Source organism: Klebsiella sp. NPDC088457, from assembly GCF_044900465.1.
Taxonomy (GTDB): Bacteria; Pseudomonadota; Gammaproteobacteria; order Enterobacterales; family Enterobacteriaceae; genus Klebsiella.
In genome coordinates this window covers 1-16,098 of the sequence record NZ_JBJDNH010000058.1, presented here as the reverse complement: position 1 = coordinate 16,098, position 16,098 = coordinate 1, and the positions used below count along the sequence as shown (strand labels likewise).

The 16,098-nt window shown below is 50.2% G+C and carries 18 protein-coding genes and 1 pseudogene; 18 read left to right on the top strand and 1 reads right to left on the bottom strand.

The genetic code is table 11. The features are described 5' to 3' along the window. The first annotated feature begins 67 nt into the window (after positions 1 to 67). From ACI2JR_RS25135 to ACI2JR_RS25105, 7 genes are all read left to right on the top strand, one after another. Entirely contained in the window at positions 68 to 265 is a 198-nt protein-coding gene (locus tag ACI2JR_RS25135) for a hypothetical protein (RefSeq protein ID WP_462479735.1), read from the top strand. A gap of 1 nt (position 266) precedes the next feature. After that, a complete protein-coding gene (locus ACI2JR_RS25130) occupies positions 267 to 617 on the top strand; it encodes a phage head closure protein (RefSeq protein WP_462479734.1) in 351 nt (116 codons plus the stop codon). Next, positions 610 to 1,095, top strand: a complete 486-nt coding sequence (locus ACI2JR_RS25125; protein ID WP_462479733.1) for an HK97-gp10 family putative phage morphogenesis protein — start codon at positions 610 to 612, stop codon at positions 1,093 to 1,095. The genes ACI2JR_RS25130 and ACI2JR_RS25125 overlap by 8 nt, the downstream gene beginning before the upstream one ends. Next, positions 1,092 to 1,457 carry a DUF3168 domain-containing protein gene (locus ACI2JR_RS25120; protein WP_462479732.1) on the top strand — a complete coding sequence of 122 codons (366 nt, stop codon included), beginning with the start codon at positions 1,092 to 1,094 and terminating at the stop codon, positions 1,455 to 1,457. Before ACI2JR_RS25125 ends, ACI2JR_RS25120 begins: the two co-directional genes overlap by 4 nt. A gap of 59 nt (positions 1,458 to 1,516) precedes the next feature. Next, positions 1,517 to 1,999, top strand: coding sequence for a phage tail tube protein (locus tag ACI2JR_RS25115; RefSeq protein ID WP_462479731.1), 483 nt, complete (start codon positions 1,517 to 1,519; stop codon positions 1,997 to 1,999). 174 nt (positions 2,000 to 2,173) lie between these two features. After that, positions 2,174 to 2,929: a KilA-N domain-containing protein gene (locus ACI2JR_RS25110; protein ID WP_462479730.1), complete on the top strand. Its 756-nt coding sequence runs from the start codon at positions 2,174 to 2,176 to the stop codon at positions 2,927 to 2,929. Positions 2,930 to 3,048: 119 nt separating this feature from the next. Then, positions 3,049 to 3,618, top strand: a complete 570-nt coding sequence (locus tag ACI2JR_RS25105) for a hypothetical protein (protein ID WP_462479753.1) — start codon at positions 3,049 to 3,051, stop codon at positions 3,616 to 3,618. Positions 3,619 to 3,872: 254 nt separating this feature from the next. Here ACI2JR_RS25105 and ACI2JR_RS25100 read toward each other — a convergent pair whose 3' ends face one another. Next, positions 3,873 to 4,226 carry an Arc family DNA-binding protein gene (locus ACI2JR_RS25100; protein WP_160562597.1) on the bottom strand — a complete coding sequence of 118 codons (354 nt, stop codon included), beginning with the start codon at positions 4,224 to 4,226 and terminating at the stop codon, positions 3,873 to 3,875. 125 nt (positions 4,227 to 4,351) lie between these two features. Between ACI2JR_RS25100 and ACI2JR_RS25095 the strand changes: the two genes are divergently transcribed. The 11 genes and pseudogenes from ACI2JR_RS25095 to ACI2JR_RS25045 all read left to right on the top strand — a co-directional run. Next, positions 4,352 to 4,519 (top strand): Arc family DNA-binding protein, encoded by a 168-nt coding sequence (locus ACI2JR_RS25095; RefSeq protein ID WP_069334977.1) that lies wholly within the window; start codon positions 4,352 to 4,354, stop codon positions 4,517 to 4,519. Between the two features lie 106 nt (positions 4,520 to 4,625). After that, positions 4,626 to 5,564, top strand: coding sequence for a phage antirepressor N-terminal domain-containing protein (locus ACI2JR_RS25090; protein ID WP_462479752.1), 939 nt, complete (start codon positions 4,626 to 4,628; stop codon positions 5,562 to 5,564). Positions 5,565 to 5,633: 69 nt separating this feature from the next. After that, positions 5,634 to 5,984, top strand: a complete 351-nt coding sequence (locus ACI2JR_RS25085; protein ID WP_462479729.1) for a phage tail assembly chaperone family protein, TAC — start codon at positions 5,634 to 5,636, stop codon at positions 5,982 to 5,984. A 399-nt stretch (positions 5,985 to 6,383) separates the two neighbouring features. Continuing rightward, positions 6,384 to 7,124 (top strand): exonuclease domain-containing protein, encoded by a 741-nt coding sequence (locus ACI2JR_RS25080; RefSeq protein WP_462479728.1) that lies wholly within the window; start codon positions 6,384 to 6,386, stop codon positions 7,122 to 7,124. An 11-nt stretch (positions 7,125 to 7,135) separates the two neighbouring features. Continuing rightward, a complete protein-coding gene (locus ACI2JR_RS25075; RefSeq protein ID WP_462479727.1) occupies positions 7,136 to 7,552 on the top strand; it encodes a J517_1871 family lipoprotein in 417 nt (138 codons plus the stop codon). Between the two features lie 62 nt (positions 7,553 to 7,614). Beyond that, positions 7,615 to 10,038, top strand: coding sequence for a phage tail tape measure protein (locus ACI2JR_RS25070; protein ID WP_462479726.1), 2,424 nt, complete (start codon positions 7,615 to 7,617; stop codon positions 10,036 to 10,038). Further along, positions 10,038 to 10,517, top strand: coding sequence for a hypothetical protein (locus ACI2JR_RS25065; RefSeq protein ID WP_032695819.1), 480 nt, complete (start codon positions 10,038 to 10,040; stop codon positions 10,515 to 10,517). The genes ACI2JR_RS25070 and ACI2JR_RS25065 overlap by 1 nt, the downstream gene beginning before the upstream one ends. Beyond that, complete coding sequence (locus ACI2JR_RS25060) at positions 10,504 to 10,986, top strand: DUF1833 family protein (protein ID WP_462479725.1); 483 nt, start codon at positions 10,504 to 10,506, stop codon at positions 10,984 to 10,986. Before ACI2JR_RS25065 ends, ACI2JR_RS25060 begins: the two co-directional genes overlap by 14 nt. 9 nt (positions 10,987 to 10,995) lie before the next feature. Beyond that, positions 10,996 to 11,376: a nitrite transporter gene (locus tag ACI2JR_RS25055; RefSeq protein ID WP_462479724.1), complete on the top strand. Its 381-nt coding sequence runs from the start codon at positions 10,996 to 10,998 to the stop codon at positions 11,374 to 11,376. After that, the gene (locus ACI2JR_RS25050; RefSeq protein WP_462479723.1) at positions 11,373 to 14,441 is read left to right on the top strand and encodes a host specificity factor TipJ family phage tail protein; all 3,069 of its coding nucleotides are present in this window, start codon (positions 11,373 to 11,375) and stop codon (positions 14,439 to 14,441) included. The genes ACI2JR_RS25055 and ACI2JR_RS25050 overlap by 4 nt, the downstream gene beginning before the upstream one ends. A 77-nt stretch (positions 14,442 to 14,518) precedes the next feature. Beyond that, positions 14,519 to 16,098 (top strand): annotated as a pseudogene (locus ACI2JR_RS25045) (hypothetical protein); the annotation flags it as partial.

Below are 16,098 nucleotides of genomic sequence, written 5' to 3'. Positions count from 1 at the left end.
GCCAATATGGCCTGTTCAGGATGCACGAAACGGCGCGAGTGGATAAAAAAGTGGACGAGAATTGCCTATGAACGAGCAACTGGTAAACGCGCTGATAGCAGCGCTGAGCGAACAAACAGCAGCACAGAGAGAGCAGACGGAAGCGATAAACCGCCTGGCTGAATCGAACGAAGCTCTGTGCGATGTCATTATCCAGTCTCTGGCCGATGAACCGGAAGAGCCGGCGGAGGCAATCACCTATCTGAGTGGAAAAAGCAGGGGGTAATATGCAGGCTGGAAAACTTCGCCATCGCGTCGTTCCCCAAAAGTTTATTTCGGTGCAAGACCCACAGACCGGCGAGATTGTGAAAAATTGGGTAAATCTGGTTCAATTTACAGATGATAATGGCATTTGGGCTGAAGTTTACCCGCTTTCTGCACGGGAATTTACTGCCGCCCAGGCAACCCAGAACGAGATAACCACCAGGATCACAATCCGTCGGCGCGACGATATTACCGCTAAATGCCGCATCTTATATCGCGGTAAAATATATAACGTAGAGGGTGTACTACCTGATCCGGTTAGCGGACTGGAATATTTAACGCTGCCCTGTTCAGAAGGGGTAAACGATGGCTGACGGTGTTGAATATAAGCTGACCGGGGTTGATGAATTACTGGGTAAGCTTGAGTCAATCACCGATGATATGAAGCGAAAAGGAGGTCGTGCAGCTTTAAGAAAAGCAGCCAATGTCATTGCCAACAGGGCGAAGGCAAACGCCAGAAGGCTTGATGATCCCGAAACAGGGCGAAGCATCGCTGATAACATCGCAGTCCGCTGGAATGGCCGCGAATTTAAGCGTAATGGCAATCTGGCATTCAGAATCGGTGTTCTGCATGGCGCTGTACTGAAAAGGCATCCTGATAAAGCAAAAAACGCCCCCACACCTCACTGGCGCCTTCTGGAATTCGGAACGGAAAATATGCGCGCTCAACCTATCATGCGGCCAGCTGCTGAAAACGGTGCCGAGGAGGCTATGAACACGTTCGTTGAGGAATATGGGAAGACCATTGATCGAGCCATAGCCAGAGCTTCCAAAAAAGGGGGCAGAGGATGATAGCGCCTATCTTTGAAGTTTGCGCTGCCAGCCAGGCGGTAACAGCACTAATTGGTTCAAACCCGTTGAGGATTTATCCATTCGGGATGCAGGATGACAACATCGTTTATCCCTACGCGGTCTGGCAGAACATTAACGGAGCACCGGAGAACTATCTGGACAGGCGTCCCGATGTAGATAGTTACACGCTACAGGTGGACGTTTATTCGGATACGGTTGCATCGGCTCATGCAGTAGCAAAAGCGTTGCGTGATGCTATCGAATCACACGCCTATATCACTCGATGGGGAGCTCAAAGCCGTGACCCGGAAACAAAACGCTACCGTTATTCATTCGACGTTGACTGGATAGTCAAACGATAACCTCCGTAATCCTTCCATACACCGGCCCTGAGCCGGTTTTTTTATTTCTGGAGATAACTATGTCTGTGTTAACGCAGGGTACTCAACTCTATGCGCTGATCCGTGGTGTCATTCATGAAATTGAATGCATCACCAGTTTTAACCCCGGGGCCAACCCGGCCGACCAAATTGAAGATACCTGTCTCAGTGAACGTAACAGCCGCCAGTATAAAAAGGGCCTGCGTACCCCCGGCCAGGCGTCGGTAACAATTAATGCCGATCCGGATAACGACTCACATTATTTGATGTGGCAGTTGGCCGAACTGGATGAATACCAGGACGAGCTGATCCAGTGGGCCATCGGCTGGTCTGATGGCGAATCAGTGCCTACGGTTTCTGCCGGGGAAATGGAGCTGCCTACCGATCGCACCTGGTACACATTCCGTGCCTATGTCAGCGATTTCCCGTTCGACTTCCAGGCTAATGCGGTAGTGGCAACCAGTGCCACGATGCAGCGTAGCGGCCCTGGCGTCTGGATCCGTAAAGTCCAGCCAGGTAGTTAAAACCCAACCCCGGTTCAATCCGGGGATTTTTACCAGCATTTCACCGCGCATCTCACGCGCACTTCACACAGAACCTTTCAGGATGACCCTTGAGGATACCGGCTGGCTGTCGGTGCCTTTCTGTGGGCCGGATTCCTGTGAGACAAGGTTCATCACTAAAAGGTAATTACCGATATGTCTAATATCATCCCCATGAATTACGATGACCGCTCATTCCCTTTTACAGCAGATTGCTGGTTCAACGCCACAGTTGCTGCAAAGTATCACGGCAAGCTTCCGAAGGACTGGCTAAAGACTGAGGCGACAAAAATTTATATCGCCGAACTGGCTGAGGAGCTTGGTATTGCTGGGTCTGGCATAAAAGAGGATTTTTCTCCCCTTTTAGTCAGAGTGGAGAAAGGGCGAAACGGCGGTACCTGGCTTCATCCGGAGTTAGCGGTGGAGTTCGCCCGCTGGTTGTCAGTCAAATTTGCCCGCGCCTGTGACCGACACATTAAAAATCTGCTGCTGAGTAAAAACTTCCAACTCACCGAAGATCAGATTGTCGGTCTGATGGTCTGCCAGCAACCAACGTCGTGGGAGAAGCGCTTTAAAGACCCGTTCTACCAGGCGCTGTCGAAAATGTCCGGTCTTCCTTACTTCGGTCATGTCGGCGGTTGTCCGGCGCTGTTCGGTCAGATCACCGCTCGTTGGGTGTACGGCGTCGCGCTTCCTGATTATGTCTATCAGGCGGCAAAACAGGCGGCGGGTGACAGCAAAGAGAAGATTCACCAACACCTTAAGCCTGATGCGCTGCATAAGGTCGAACAGCAGCTTATCGCCGTTACTAATATTGCCAGTTGTAGTATTGACCAGAAGGACTTCGAAGCCCGCTGCATGGCTGCATTTCCCGTCAAAGGGCAAATGAAGTTGCTGTATGCGGCGGCTTGATTATGAACAAACCCACAAAACCGTGGTTTTTGGATAGCCCACTCAGGTGGGCTTCTGCTTTATGAGTGAGTCAGAAATCAGCTAAAATCGCCCCATACAACATAAAGAAGGGACTCATGATGACAAACCTCCCCTATGATTATTTTCTTAGTGCCGATGATGATCTTGTTGATTTTCTCGAGCAACAAGGCGAGGAATGTATCAAAGAAATTGAACAATCAAATGCAATAAACAAAGAGAACGGCTATAAGCTGCTCGGCATCCTTATTGTCGGCATCGGGTCTTCGTTTTTATTGCTGACGCAAAATAACCAGCCCCGATTTATGACGCTAGGGATCGGGATTTTCATGTTGTACTGGGCTGCATGCGCAATTTACCTGGTTTCAGGCGTGTTGTCTGTACAGGTGCGCGCGCTCCTTAACTCAGCCCCAGCAGACCTTTACACTGAACTTTATAAGTCATTGGGGCCAGCGCATTACGAGGAGCTGGCTCAGAAGGGATTTCTGGCAGAGAGAACACCGATTTCAGTTATCCGGAGAATAAGACTGGCTAATCTCCATGATACGGCTGAAGAATTATGTGAGATAAATGAGCGGATCAGAACGCGGTTAGACAGAGCGAGGATCGCAACAATCCTCACTCCGGTTTGTGCGTTAGCTATTTCTACTGTGGGCTATCTTTTTTTCTGACCTTGTCAGCAGAATCCCCAACAAATCGACGACCTAATGAGAAGTCGGTCGTTGGCTTATCTTCCTGTGGGGGTTGTGTGGTCTGCTGTTGCGGTGGTTGGTTAGTATCTTGCTTTGGTGGTTGATCGCTCATTTTGCCTTCCTGTGGTTCGATTCGAGAACATCGAGTGCTTCCTTCTTAAGCTGCAATAGATGCACGCAGAAGAAGCATTAACCTACCCTGGAAGCGCACCGCCGAACATCCTGATAAACGATCAGGTGGGCTTTTTGTGCATCTCATCCCATTCTTTTTCGGCTTGCTCTCTTGCTTTTCTCTTGAGTTCGTCCCTGAATTCATCCGTCATGATTTTTTTCGCCATAAGTTCAAGGAAGGATGGCAAGGATTCTTCGACTCGAGATTTAAGAACCCTTTCAGCATGCTCAACATAGCTGTTGGGTTCGGCGACGGTAGTGAACATGCTTTTGTCTTCATCAAGAAGATAACTCAGATTTATCCTGAAGATTATTTCAGCATTCATTGAACGGTTATTAGCTTTCGCAGAGGCTTCAATTTTATCTTTAAGTTCATTTGGTAGCCTGATTCTCAGCTGCGGATCTTCTCTACTCATGATGGTGCCCATCGCCTTCAAAAATCATAAAAAGTAAATTATGCCCCACGGTGGGGTTGACATCAATGACGCACGGTGTGACACTCTTCCTGTGTCTCACGGTGGGGCATTTAGTGGAGGTGGTCATGGAAAAAGCAAGAGACATGTATCAGCGTAAAGTTCGATTTCCGGAGGATGTGCGCAAAGCAATTGAGCGCAGTGGTGAAGAGCAGTGTAGGCAGTTCAATACCGAATTGATTTATCAGCTGAGAAAGGCTTACGGCCTAATTGGGGTGAAAAATGCCCAACCATAAAAACGACGAAGCCCCAATGGCTGCAACCATCGAGGCTTCTAATTTGTCAGTATCTACCAAGGAACTAACGAATATGAGTATAGCAACTGCTGTTTCCACTATCAACGTGCCTTTCTACGGTTCTGATCTGTATGTTGTCAGTGTTGATAATGAGGCATACACCCCGATGCGTCCTATCATCGATGGCATGGGGTTAACATACCAGGGGCAGGCCGATAAGCTGAAATCACGTTTTGCCAAAGGGGTCAGGGAAATCATGATCCCTACAAAAGGTGGTGAGCAAACAATGCTTTGCCTTGCTCTTCGCAAATTGAACGGCTGGCTGCAAACCATCAGCCCCAACAAAGTCCGCCCTGAAATTCGCGATAGCGTGATTCGTTATCAGGAAGAGTGCGACGATGTTCTTTACGAGTACTGGACGAAAGGCGAGGTTAAGAACCCACGTAAGGCTAAAAAGTCACTCCCCGGTAAAATCACTTCAGAGCAACAGGAAGCAATTAAGCAACTGGTAATGACTCGCGGTAAAGCGCTGCCGAAAGAGAATCAGGCCAAAGCGATGATCACCATGTGGTCCTCCCTGAAATCTCACTTTGGTTGCAGCTACAAAGAAATCAACGACGACCAGTTCACCGAGGCGCTTTCTATCGCTGCGCGTGTACCGCTTGAGGGGGAATTTCTTGGCAAACAGGAAACACTGCCAGCGCCGAAGTTTGACGTTAGCATTCCTCTCCAATGGTGGATCGATAACAACCCAGTAGTGCGCAGTGGCAACCTGTCTTTTGGAAAGTCGCTAACTGCCCCAGCCTTTGATGTGACGATGGATATGCTTTGTGGCGACAACTCGACATCTGCGGCAATTCGGCTGATTAACGTTCTGGAAGAGGCCGGCTTTGATGTTTCGGCGCCGAAGGCTGAAATTGTGGCGATGCGCAAACATCTGGGTAATGTCGAGTACGGCATGAAGGCTATCGCAGACGCTTGCCGCCGGGCGGGGAATAAAACCATCTCGTTCCGTGGCGGAAAGGCTGAATATGTGATCGGTTAACTAACTACGAAATTTCCGTAGTTCACACAAACCCGCTTAACTGCGGGTTTTTCTTTAACAGGAGATAATATGCAACTCACGATTGATACGCTTAAAACTGTAGGGGCGTTTACTGGACGCCCTGTTGAGAAAGAAATCACGTGGAAACAAGGCAGCGATGAGTTCACGGCTACTGTCTATATTCGCCCGCTTGGTTATCACGCGGCTACGTCCGATATATTGTCCTATGCTGGGAAGATCGATAGCGCAGCGGGAAGAATTGCAGCGTCAATATGCGACGAGACAGGCAAGCCGATATTCACCCCAGCTGATATTACCGGAGAGGCAATCCCGGAACGTGGAGCGCTTGACGGCGCGTTAACTATCGCGTTGTTGGTAGCAATTCAAGAGGTTAACGATCTGGGGAAGCCGAAAAGCTGACTCAGGAGGACGAGGTGTGGTGTGAATTGGTCCTTAATGGCATTGGTGGGCGCACTATTGCTGAGGCGCGGGAGCGTCTTAGCCTGAGAGAGTTTCGTAAATGGATGAAATACAGAGAGAAACACGGGGGGTTAAACCCCATCACTCGGACAGAGTGGGGGGCTGCGCTGATATCCAGCGTTATCGCTAACGTTAACCGTGGTAAAAATACCCCTGCATTCAAAGTTACTGACTTCGCCCCACATCTTATAGAAGCCCCTATAAGTATGGACGACGCCATGCAGCAGTGGCAGTAAAGGCTTTAGCCAACCAACCCTGCTAAACAGCGGGGTTTTGCGTTTCCTTGTTTTGCAACTGGTGCTAGGATGTTTCCTAGTGTTACCGGATGAGGGCAGGATAGTGGGCATTAATGCCGAAGCTGCGCAATATGCAAGGGATCTTTGGGGGCAAGATATTGTCATTCTCGACACCGAAACCACCGGATTGGGCGACGATGCAGAGATTGTCGAGATATCCATACTGGATAAAAAAGGAAATTCGCTACTTGATACCTTGGTTAAGCCCAAAAAATCTATACCAGCGGCTGCGACTAAAATACATGGTATAAATAATAAGGATGTAGCAGATGCGCCAACATGGGAGCAAGTTTATCCACAGTTCCGGGATGTGATAAAGAATAAGGTGGTCGTTATTTACAATAGTCAATATGACAACAAGATAATAAAACAGGTTTGTGCCATGTCTGGCGTCCCCAATCCACGCCGGAAAAGCGAATGTGCTATGTTGTTATACTCGGATTATATAAATATAATCAACCCAAAAACCGGAAATACAAAATGGCATAAGTTGACCGATGCAGTCGCTCAGTGCGGTATACCAGCATCTAATGCTCATCGTGCAAAGGGAGACTGTGAGATGACGCTGAATATACTAAAGCATATGGCCTGTGTGTATGATGGGGAAAAAATTGAACCAGTAAATAATACTGTGAGTGACGGTGTTCGTAAGTTAAAAACTCCGCGCAAATACAACGACAAAAAACATTCTGAAATTATGTTTGTTATTGGTCTTGTTTTCATGACTCTTACTGCCATTATTAAAATGGCTTATTCGGTATTGAAAGTTATTTTTAAAAAATAAATGGTGCAATCATGATTAGAATGATATTAACACTGATGTCAGTTACGATGTTGGCCGGATGTGCAACAAGTGATATGTTGAATAATGATTTTCCTTCGGTTGTTGAAGTAAGCGCTCCAAAGGGATTGATCGGTGCCTGGACCGGGAGTTCTGGTCCATATTCAACAACAATGGTGATAAAAGAGAGCGGGGCAGGGCTGGCTTGCTATTCATGGAATGGCAAGGATACTACTGTTAAAATAAAATATGATGGTAGGGAAATTAGATGGCAAGATGGAGCGAGACTTAAAATAAAAAGAATTAATGATTCATATTTTATTGCATCTGCTCCTTATTATATGGGGTCTGATTATGTCTTTAGTAAAGATACGAAACTAGAGAATGCATCCCCATACTGCGAAAAAGAACTTAGCAACCACTTAAACTAATGTAAATTTTATATCTATCGCAAACCTCGCCACTGCGAGGTTATTATGTGTCTGGAGACAAAATGGCTGGCAAATCATTAGGCACACTGACAATCGACTTAATCGCCAAAGTTGGGGGTTTTGTTTCCGGGATGGATAAGGCTGAGCGAGCCTCGGAAAAATGGCGTAAGCAGGTAAAAGAGGATGTGAAAGACGCCAGCGCCGCAATAACTTCAATGGCAGCGGCCACTACTGCTGCTGCCACTGCGGTGGGTGTTGCTGGTTATCAGCTTCTCAAGTCCACATCTTCACAAGTGGCTGAGACAGATAAATGGGCTAAGTCATTAAAAATGTCCACCCAGGATTTGCTATCCTGGCAATACGCAGCTGAACAGGCAGGTTTAACCGGCGATAATATAGCTGATATTTTCAAAGACATTAATGATAAAGTCGGCGATGCTGTCCTGAATAAATCAGGTGAAGCTGCACAAGCATTAGATACACTCGGTCTTTCAGCTAAAAAACTAGCCCAGCAATCCCCTGATAAGCAGTTGATGGCTATTAGTTCGGCGTTACAAAAAATACCCACTCAGGCTGGGAAAACCAATATCCTTGAAAGCCTTGGTAATGACTTGTCAAAAATGCTACCGTTGTTCGACAACAACAACGAAAAGCTAAAACAGTTTATTCAGTTATCAAAGGATTTTGGTGTCGCCCCGCCTCAGGAAGATATAGATAATCTCGTTAAAGTAAATCAATTTTTCCAGGACATCGAGACAAGTGCTCGCGGTCTTAAAATGGAAATGGCTTCGGGGCTAGCGAAGGTAGACCTTTCACCATTACAAGAAGGTCTCGATGATATCCGTGATGTATTCACTGATCCCGCTGTTCTTCAGGGGTTATCTGATCTTGTTGGTGAGGCTATAAGCCTTGCAGGCGTAGTTGGCAGGATTGCTGGTGGTCTTGGGGCTATTGCGACTTACACACGTTCACGCATTGGTGCTGTATCAGGTAATTATAATGCAGCTGACGAAAATGACGTAGCACAAAGAATTGAATTCCTTAATAAAAGAGTAAATCAAAGCAAAGAGCAAAAAGATGAATTAGATTTTTTAAATAAACGCCTTCAGTATCTTCGAGCCATTAAATCCAGCTTAACCCCAGAGGAAGTGGAGAAAGGGGCTAATGGGTTAAATTCTCTCCTCTCTGACATGGGTATAGGACAACCCAAAGGTAATGATTACAAACTGGGAAAGGGGGAATCGAATCAAAAGCAAACAGCGAAGAAGGACCCAGCAGCGGCAAGGTTGCAGAATGCTTTTAAGTCAGTCGAGCAATCATATTTGCAGCAAATTGCATTGGTGGACCAACTTACTGGGAAAACCAAAAATGCTACAGAAGTTGAAAAACTGCATTTTGATATTGCTTCAGGTCGACTAGTTGGCCTTAATAAGGCGCAGCAAACAAGACTTGAAGGTCTAGCCTCAGAAATTGATAAATATAATGCTTTGTCTAAATTTCGTGATCTTCAGGGCGAATTATTAACACCGGAAGAAAATTTACTCAAAGTGACTAAGGAACGCTTTGAGGTTTTAAAAGGCATTCGCGGTTTGTCAGGCGTCAGCCCAGAAGAGTACAATAAGGCATCAAAGGCAATATCTAAGTCGTCTATCACAGATGCACCTCAGTTTCAGGGAATTGACGCTTCTGTGGGCGGGGCTGGTGGTGAGTTGATTAAAACGGCGGAGGCCCAAAAAGAGCAAGAGAAATGGTACGATAAGCAACTGGAGATGCAGAAGGCATTGCTCGATCAGAAAGTTATTAACGAGCAAGAATATGCTGATAGAATAGCTGATATAAATAAAACAAATAATGAAAGGATGGAAAGCATTCAGTCTGCATACGGCTTATCTAGCGTGGCAATGTTTGCAGATATGACGAGCCAGTCAGCGCAACTATTACAGGGGCTTGGGAAAGAGGGATCAACGGCATATAAAACCCTGTTTCTTGCTAGTAAGGCAGCGGCTATTGCTCAGTCAATTATCAGTACAGAAGTTGCAGCGGCTAAGGCTCTGGAATTGGGGCCTATTTTTGGCATACCGGCATCTATTGCTATCAGGGCGGTTGGTTATGCAGGAACAGCTATCATTGGAGCGCAAACTATTGCTGGTATGGCCCACGACGGTATCGACTCAGTACCAGAAACTGGAACATGGCTGCTGCAGAAGGGTGAGCGAGTAGTTACATCAGGCACCAGTGCGAAACTTGATGCCACGCTGGATAGGGTCGCGACTCAGTCAACCGGAAGCGGCGCTATTTATTCGCCTACTATCAACATCCCAATAAATGGGAACCCATCCGATGCAACTTTGGCGCTGGTGCGTAAAGCCGCAGATGAGGGTGCTGAACGGGGGTATCGAAAAGCGGTGAACTCAGTTGCAAGAGGGCAGGGTGATTTGCACAGAGCATTAACCAGCAAAACTAACTCTGGGAGGAAAATCGGCTGATGGCTATCACCTCAACGCTTTACTATCCCTCCGATTACCTGCCAGGCCCTCTTAAAGATAGTTTTGGTTTAACTCCGGTTTCTCCGCTGAAACGGACCTCGATGGTAACTGGTCGCGCGCGGCAGCGGCGTGCTTATACCTCGACACCAACCCAAACAGATCTGGCATGGATATTTAATGATGCGCAAGCTCAGGCATTTGAAGCGTGGTTTCGCGATGTGCTATCTGACGGGGCGGCCTGGTTCAATATACCGTTATTAACTCCTGTAGGGTTTAAAAATTATGTATGTCGCTTCACGGACATTTATAAAGGACCCACTCCGGAGGGTGGGTTTTACTGGAGATATACGGCACCTGTTGAGCTATGGGAGCGTCCATTACCTCCAGCTGGATGGGGACATTATCCGGATTGGATAGTCGGCAGCTCGCTGCTCGATATCGCGCTGAATAAGGAGTGGCCAAAGCATGACGCAGATTAACCGCCTTTACGCCAGTAGCGGGTCAGAGGTAATCATCGAAACGCTGCAGATAACCATTGGTTCAGATGTTCACTACCTCTGCCAGGGTTATGAGGATATCACCGCGACGACGGAGAGCGGCGAGACCGTAACGTTTACAGCCTGCGCGATGGATATTGCATTGCCAGCGCGTAACGAGGACGGCACGCAGGATTTGAAGTTTGCTCTGTGTAATATCGACGGCGTTGTGTCCACGGCGATCCGCAATGCGCTGGCGAACCGGCTTTCGGCGTCGCTGACTTACCGGAGTTATATCTCCACGGATTTAGCAGCGCCTGCAGCGGTACCGTATACGCTGCAGGTCAAATCTGGCTACTGGACGGCGACAGAGGTGCAGATCACCGCGGGCTATATGAATGTCCTCGATACAGCCTGGCCGCGATACCGCTATACGCTCCCTTTATTCCCCGGTCTGCGTTACATCAGCTAAGGAATCCCAATGTTTAACCCTGATAAATACCTTTCAGTCACCTGGCTGAAGGGCGGCAGAGCGTATCCGCTGCTCGACTGCTTCGGCATTGTGAACGAAATCCGGGCGGACCTTGGACTTCCTCTCTGGCCTGAGTTCGCCGGGGTGACCAAAGACGACGGCGGGCTCGATCGCGAAGCGCGCCGGATGATGCTTTCCCTGGAACGTAGCGAACCCTGCGAAGGTGCCGGGGTGGCCTGCTATTCCGGTTCAACCGTCACTCATGTCGGTATCGTCGTCAATATCGGTGGCCTGCTGCATGTGGCGGAATGCAATCCGGGAACAAACGTCACCTTTCTGCCTTTGCAGCGGTTTAAGAGGCGCTTTGTCAAAGTGGAGTTCTGGCAATGACCATTCGTTTTTATCCCTCCCGGCTGACCGGTGAACCGCTGGAAACCCATCAGCATGGCGTTACCAGCATTCGCAACTGGCTGGTCGCCAATGTTGAAGACTATGAGGATCGGGATGTTCCACCGCTGGCCATTGAGCTGGAGGGCCAGCCCGTACCACCCGGCGAATGGGCGTTTCGCATCATCCGGCCGGAAAGCGATGTCTGCATGTACCCGGTGCCTTTCGGGCTTGAGGTCGCTACGATTGCCTGGATAGGAGTGGGTATCGCCGTCGCATCTGCGGCTTACTCACTGTTCATGATGAGTAACATTGATGCTGGTGGCTACACGTCATCGACCGGGCGAAGCCTCGACCTGAACCCCGCTAAAGCAAACAGCGCGAAACTGGGTGATGCGATTCGTGAAGTTTTTGGGCGCGTGCGTATTTATCCGGATTATGTCGTCCAGCCTGTTACCCGGTTCGATGCTGCCGATCCCACGAAAATGCGCGTCCAGATGCTGCTGTGTCTTGGAGTCGGCGATCTGGTTTATACCAATGGTGACATCCGGGTTGGCAGCACCCCGGCATCGACGCTGCCGGGATTCAGCAGCACGCATTATCCCCCAGGTGCGGACGTATCCGGCGATGAGCGCAGTGAAAACTGGTTCAACAGTACGGAAGTCGGCGGGACGTCATCCGGCACCGGGCTGGATATGGCCCAGACGTCGCCGGACGCAGACGACATTATCGCAGACAGCATGACCGTATCCGGTTCGAGCGTAACGTTTACCGGGCTGGACACGGATGATGATGACGATAATGACGAGAACGACAACGCGCTGCCGCCCAGTTGGGTCACTGGCGCCGTGGTCGAGCTGAAAGCCCCGGCGAACTACCAGATCACCACGGCGGCCGGATACAGCGTTATCGCAAGCCCGCTACTGACGGAGATCGCGCCGGTAATAGGTATGCCGGTAACGCTGGGGTTTAACTCAGTCGATTACGATCTGTTTATCGCGTCATATACACCGGGTCAGGCTGCAGTGCCAGGCACCGGGGGGAGTGCAGCAAAAGTACAGGCCAGTGCGGCCCCGACCACCTACGACTTTTCGACCAGCTCCAGCACGTTCACGATCACCTGGCAGGGCACAACTTACACCGTGTCGCTGGTGGCGAACTATGTCTCGATGTCGGGACTGCTGGCGGCCATCACTGAGGGACTCACTGGCTCAGGCCTGGTTGCGCAGGACAACGGCGGCACCGTACTGATAACCGAGGCGGCCAGTCCGTTCGCGGGTGGGGCGATCACGTCCTCGTCGCTGCCTGCAGATGTTTTCGGTGATGCCCCGGTTTACACCTCCGGCACGGCATCAACCGGCGGCAGCCCGGCGGTAACGGCATTTGTGACGCTCGCCTATAACGGCGCCACGGGCACTGCATTCTCCGGGATGCCGGAGGGGGTGCAACGGCTTTCACTTACTCACCGCGGGAATGAGTACCGGATCCTGTCAGCTGACGGCACGACGGCGACAGTAGCGCGCCTGGTAAACGGTGCAGTTGATGAGTCATGGCCGGGATTCACCGCCAGGACAATGATCGACTACGAGGCAACCGGACTCAACGACACACTGAGCTGGCTGGGTCCGTACCTTGTCTGCCCTGAAAATGAAACCGTGGATATGTTCGAAGTGAATTTTTCCTTTCCGAACGGCATCTGCGGTTTTGACAGCAAGGGCAAAAAACGGATCCGGCATGTTGAGTGGGAAATACAGTACCGGATTTACGGCTCCGGCTCAGGGTGGGTCAGTAAACAGGGAGAGTACGCGCTGAAAAACGTCAACGGTCTGGGATTTACTGAGCGGATCACACTCGGTTCACCGGGGCTTGTAGAGGTTCGCTGCCGTCGGCGCAATGAACAGGGAAGTAATAACGCGCGCGACTCGATGTACTGGCAGGCGCTGCAAGGCAGGCTGCTGACCCGTCCTGCATCCTATCCCGGCGTGTCGCTGATGGCGGTGACCGTTGAGACTGGCGGTAAACTGGCGGCGCAGTCTGACCGCCGCGTAAACGTTGTGGGAACGCGTGCCTATGAAACCGGAACGGCCAGAACCATTTCTGGGGCGCTGCTGCATGTCGGGAACTCGCTGGGACTGGAGATGGATGTCGATACCATTAGCGCGCTGGAGTCTGCGTACTGGACGCCGCGTGGCGAGTATTTTGATTTCGCTACTGGCGACAGTATCTCGGCACTGGAAATGCTGCAAAAGATCGCCAACGCCGGGAAGTCACGTTTTCTGCTGAGTGATGGCCTGGCGACCGTAAACAGGGAAGGGATTAAGCCCTGGACAGGTGTGATAACCCCGCATGAAATGGTCGAAGAGTTGCAGAGTGGGTTCACTGCTCCATCTGACGACGATTACGACGGCGTTGACGTGACGTACATCAACGGGATCACATGGGCAGAAGAGACGGTTAAATGCCGAACTCCCGATAACCCTACACCGGTGAAAATCGAGGATTACAAACTCGACGGGGTATTGAGTCAGGATCACGCTTATCAAATCGGGATGCGGCGCCTGATGAAATACCTGCAACAGCGGGTAACGTTCCAGACGACGACCGAACTGGAAGCACTCTGCTACAACGTGGGCGATCGTATTGTGCTGACCGATGATATACCGGGGAATAACACGATTTCCTGTCTTGTTGAGGAGATGACAACGGCTGGCGGTGTAACGACCTTCACCGTCACTGAGCCGCTGGACTGGTCTTTTGAAAACCCTCGCGCGCTGGTCCGTTACCAGGATGGCTCGGCCTCCGGGCTGATGGTGGCTACCAGAGCAGGGGATTATCAACTTTCGGTCCCGCATCTGAGTGAGTTCGATGACCCGCTGAAAATCAATTTATCGTCTGCAACCATCGAGCCGATCCGGCTGGTGTTCTGCGGCTCAACGCGGCATGTCTATGATGCGCTGGTGGCAGAAATTGCCCCACAGTCTGACGGTACCTGCCAGGTGACTGCTAACGAATATCTCGAATCGTTCTACGCCTACGACGACGCCACCTACCCCGGCGACGTCGCGTAACACCCACTAAAACCCCCCGATTAACTTTTTTCGCTTAAACCCTCGTTTAGGCGAAACCTCTTTTTGGAGCAAAAAACATGGCCTTTAACCCGGAGCTGGGGAGCACGTCTCCCGCTGTGTTGCTCGATAATGCCGAGCGCCTGGATAAGCTGGTCAATGGGTCTGCGCTGACTGAACCAGATCGCGCTGGCGATGATCTGGATACCTGGCGTGGAATGATGGCGAAGAATGAAGCCCTTACAGAGGAGACACGACAGAATCTGATTCCTCTAAGCCGTCAGTACATGACCCTGGCTGCAGCACAGGCAGACATTGCGAATATCCCGGACGGCAGCACTACGTATGTACGCAGTGCCGACGGGAGTTCGCTGGCTGACGAGTACATCAACAACGGCGGTACGCTGGAGGCGACAGGGCGCAAAATGCCGTCATATGAGTTGATTGAACCGCTGATCAACCTCATCGAATCTGTTTTGTATGCCGACAATGACGAGTATTCCCGCTCTCCGGCAGATTCTGCAATCATGGACAAAAACCACCGCTGGTTATTGCAGTGGCATGGTGATGAAATCTGGCTGAAGAACGCGGATATCAAAGGCACTCTGAAGATTAAAGACCTTCTGGTCTCCGGTGACGTTTCTTTTGACGACGCGACAATTAACAGCCTGAAAGTGACCAGCCTGGACACAGATGCGATTTCTATCGGTGGCGTTGAAATCCCGGTGTCGCTCGCCAGTCCTGACGAGTACGCTCGTTCGCCTGCCGATTCAGCCAAAATGGACAAAAACCATCGCTGGCTATCGTTCTGGGAGGGCGATAAATTAAATCTCAAAAACCTTGCAGTTAAATATTGGTTGACCGCAGGGAAAATCGATACCAGCGAGCTGAGCATTAATGGTGTCCGCGCTCCCCTGGATTACCTCAACCCTGATGAGTATTCCCGCTCTCCGTATAACGAAGTGGTCGTTGATAAAAATCTGCGCATTATGCAGTTTACCGATGAAGACGGGCGCGTTGTTATTGCCGGGCGGTTAATCAACCCTGAGCCTCCTGCCAGCGACTCGTATGAGGTTTATGCGGACGACGGTAAATTATATCGCATCAATAAAACCACGTCTGACCGCGAGTTAATCGATTCGAACACGGATAATTCTAACGTGCAAAACGAGCCTGAAATATTTACGTTCGATTCAACCCGTGACAGCACGGTAATCGGCAATAAATGGTTTAGCGCATACTCTCCCTATAAACCAGCTTCATATTTCGGGCGACGGGCGATTGTTGGTTTTGGTCATTCATTCATGGCTAACCCGCGATTCCTGCGCACGCTGTCCGATCTGACCGGCCTGCCGACCTACAATTTTGGCCGGTCAGGTGGGCTGTCCCGTACCGTGGCGTTACGCGAGGGGGCGTACACAGTTTCGTATGCGCCGGTAGGGGGCAGCATTCCAGCGTCCGGCTCTGTAGCGTTAACTCCCGCTGATCCTGGCGTTTTGCAGATCGTTGATAATGCCTCATTAACCGAGATTGTGAGGGGTAATCTTGCCGGGGTTGATGGCTCGCTCACCTGGGACGGAACAACGTTAACGTTTACCCGGGAAGAAAGCGGTTCTGCTGTAGCTGTCAGCGAGCCAACGCCGTTTATCTACTATCCCTA

Coding starts and splice junctions, on each gene's coding strand:
- ACI2JR_RS25135 (WP_462479735.1), top strand. CDS start 68: ATGAACGAGCAACTGGTAAACGCGCTGATAGCAGCGCTGAGCGAACAA.
- ACI2JR_RS25130 (WP_462479734.1), top strand. CDS start 267: ATGCAGGCTGGAAAACTTCGCCATCGCGTCGTTCCCCAAAAGTTTATT.
- ACI2JR_RS25125 (WP_462479733.1), top strand. CDS start 610: ATGGCTGACGGTGTTGAATATAAGCTGACCGGGGTTGATGAATTACTG.
- ACI2JR_RS25120 (WP_462479732.1), top strand. CDS start 1,092: ATGATAGCGCCTATCTTTGAAGTTTGCGCTGCCAGCCAGGCGGTAACA.
- ACI2JR_RS25115 (WP_462479731.1), top strand. CDS start 1,517: ATGTCTGTGTTAACGCAGGGTACTCAACTCTATGCGCTGATCCGTGGT.
- ACI2JR_RS25110 (WP_462479730.1), top strand. CDS start 2,174: ATGTCTAATATCATCCCCATGAATTACGATGACCGCTCATTCCCTTTT.
- ACI2JR_RS25105 (WP_462479753.1), top strand. CDS start 3,049: ATGACAAACCTCCCCTATGATTATTTTCTTAGTGCCGATGATGATCTT.
- ACI2JR_RS25100 (WP_160562597.1), bottom strand. CDS start 4,226: ATGAGTAGAGAAGATCCGCAGCTGAGAATCAGGCTACCAAATGAACTT.
- ACI2JR_RS25095 (WP_069334977.1), top strand. CDS start 4,352: ATGGAAAAAGCAAGAGACATGTATCAGCGTAAAGTTCGATTTCCGGAG.
- ACI2JR_RS25085 (WP_462479729.1), top strand. CDS start 5,634: ATGCAACTCACGATTGATACGCTTAAAACTGTAGGGGCGTTTACTGGA.
- ACI2JR_RS25075 (WP_462479727.1), top strand. CDS start 7,136: ATGATTAGAATGATATTAACACTGATGTCAGTTACGATGTTGGCCGGA.
- ACI2JR_RS25070 (WP_462479726.1), top strand. CDS start 7,615: ATGGCTGGCAAATCATTAGGCACACTGACAATCGACTTAATCGCCAAA.
- ACI2JR_RS25065 (WP_032695819.1), top strand. CDS start 10,038: ATGGCTATCACCTCAACGCTTTACTATCCCTCCGATTACCTGCCAGGC.
- ACI2JR_RS25060 (WP_462479725.1), top strand. CDS start 10,504: ATGACGCAGATTAACCGCCTTTACGCCAGTAGCGGGTCAGAGGTAATC.
- ACI2JR_RS25055 (WP_462479724.1), top strand. CDS start 10,996: ATGTTTAACCCTGATAAATACCTTTCAGTCACCTGGCTGAAGGGCGGC.
- ACI2JR_RS25050 (WP_462479723.1), top strand. CDS start 11,373: ATGACCATTCGTTTTTATCCCTCCCGGCTGACCGGTGAACCGCTGGAA.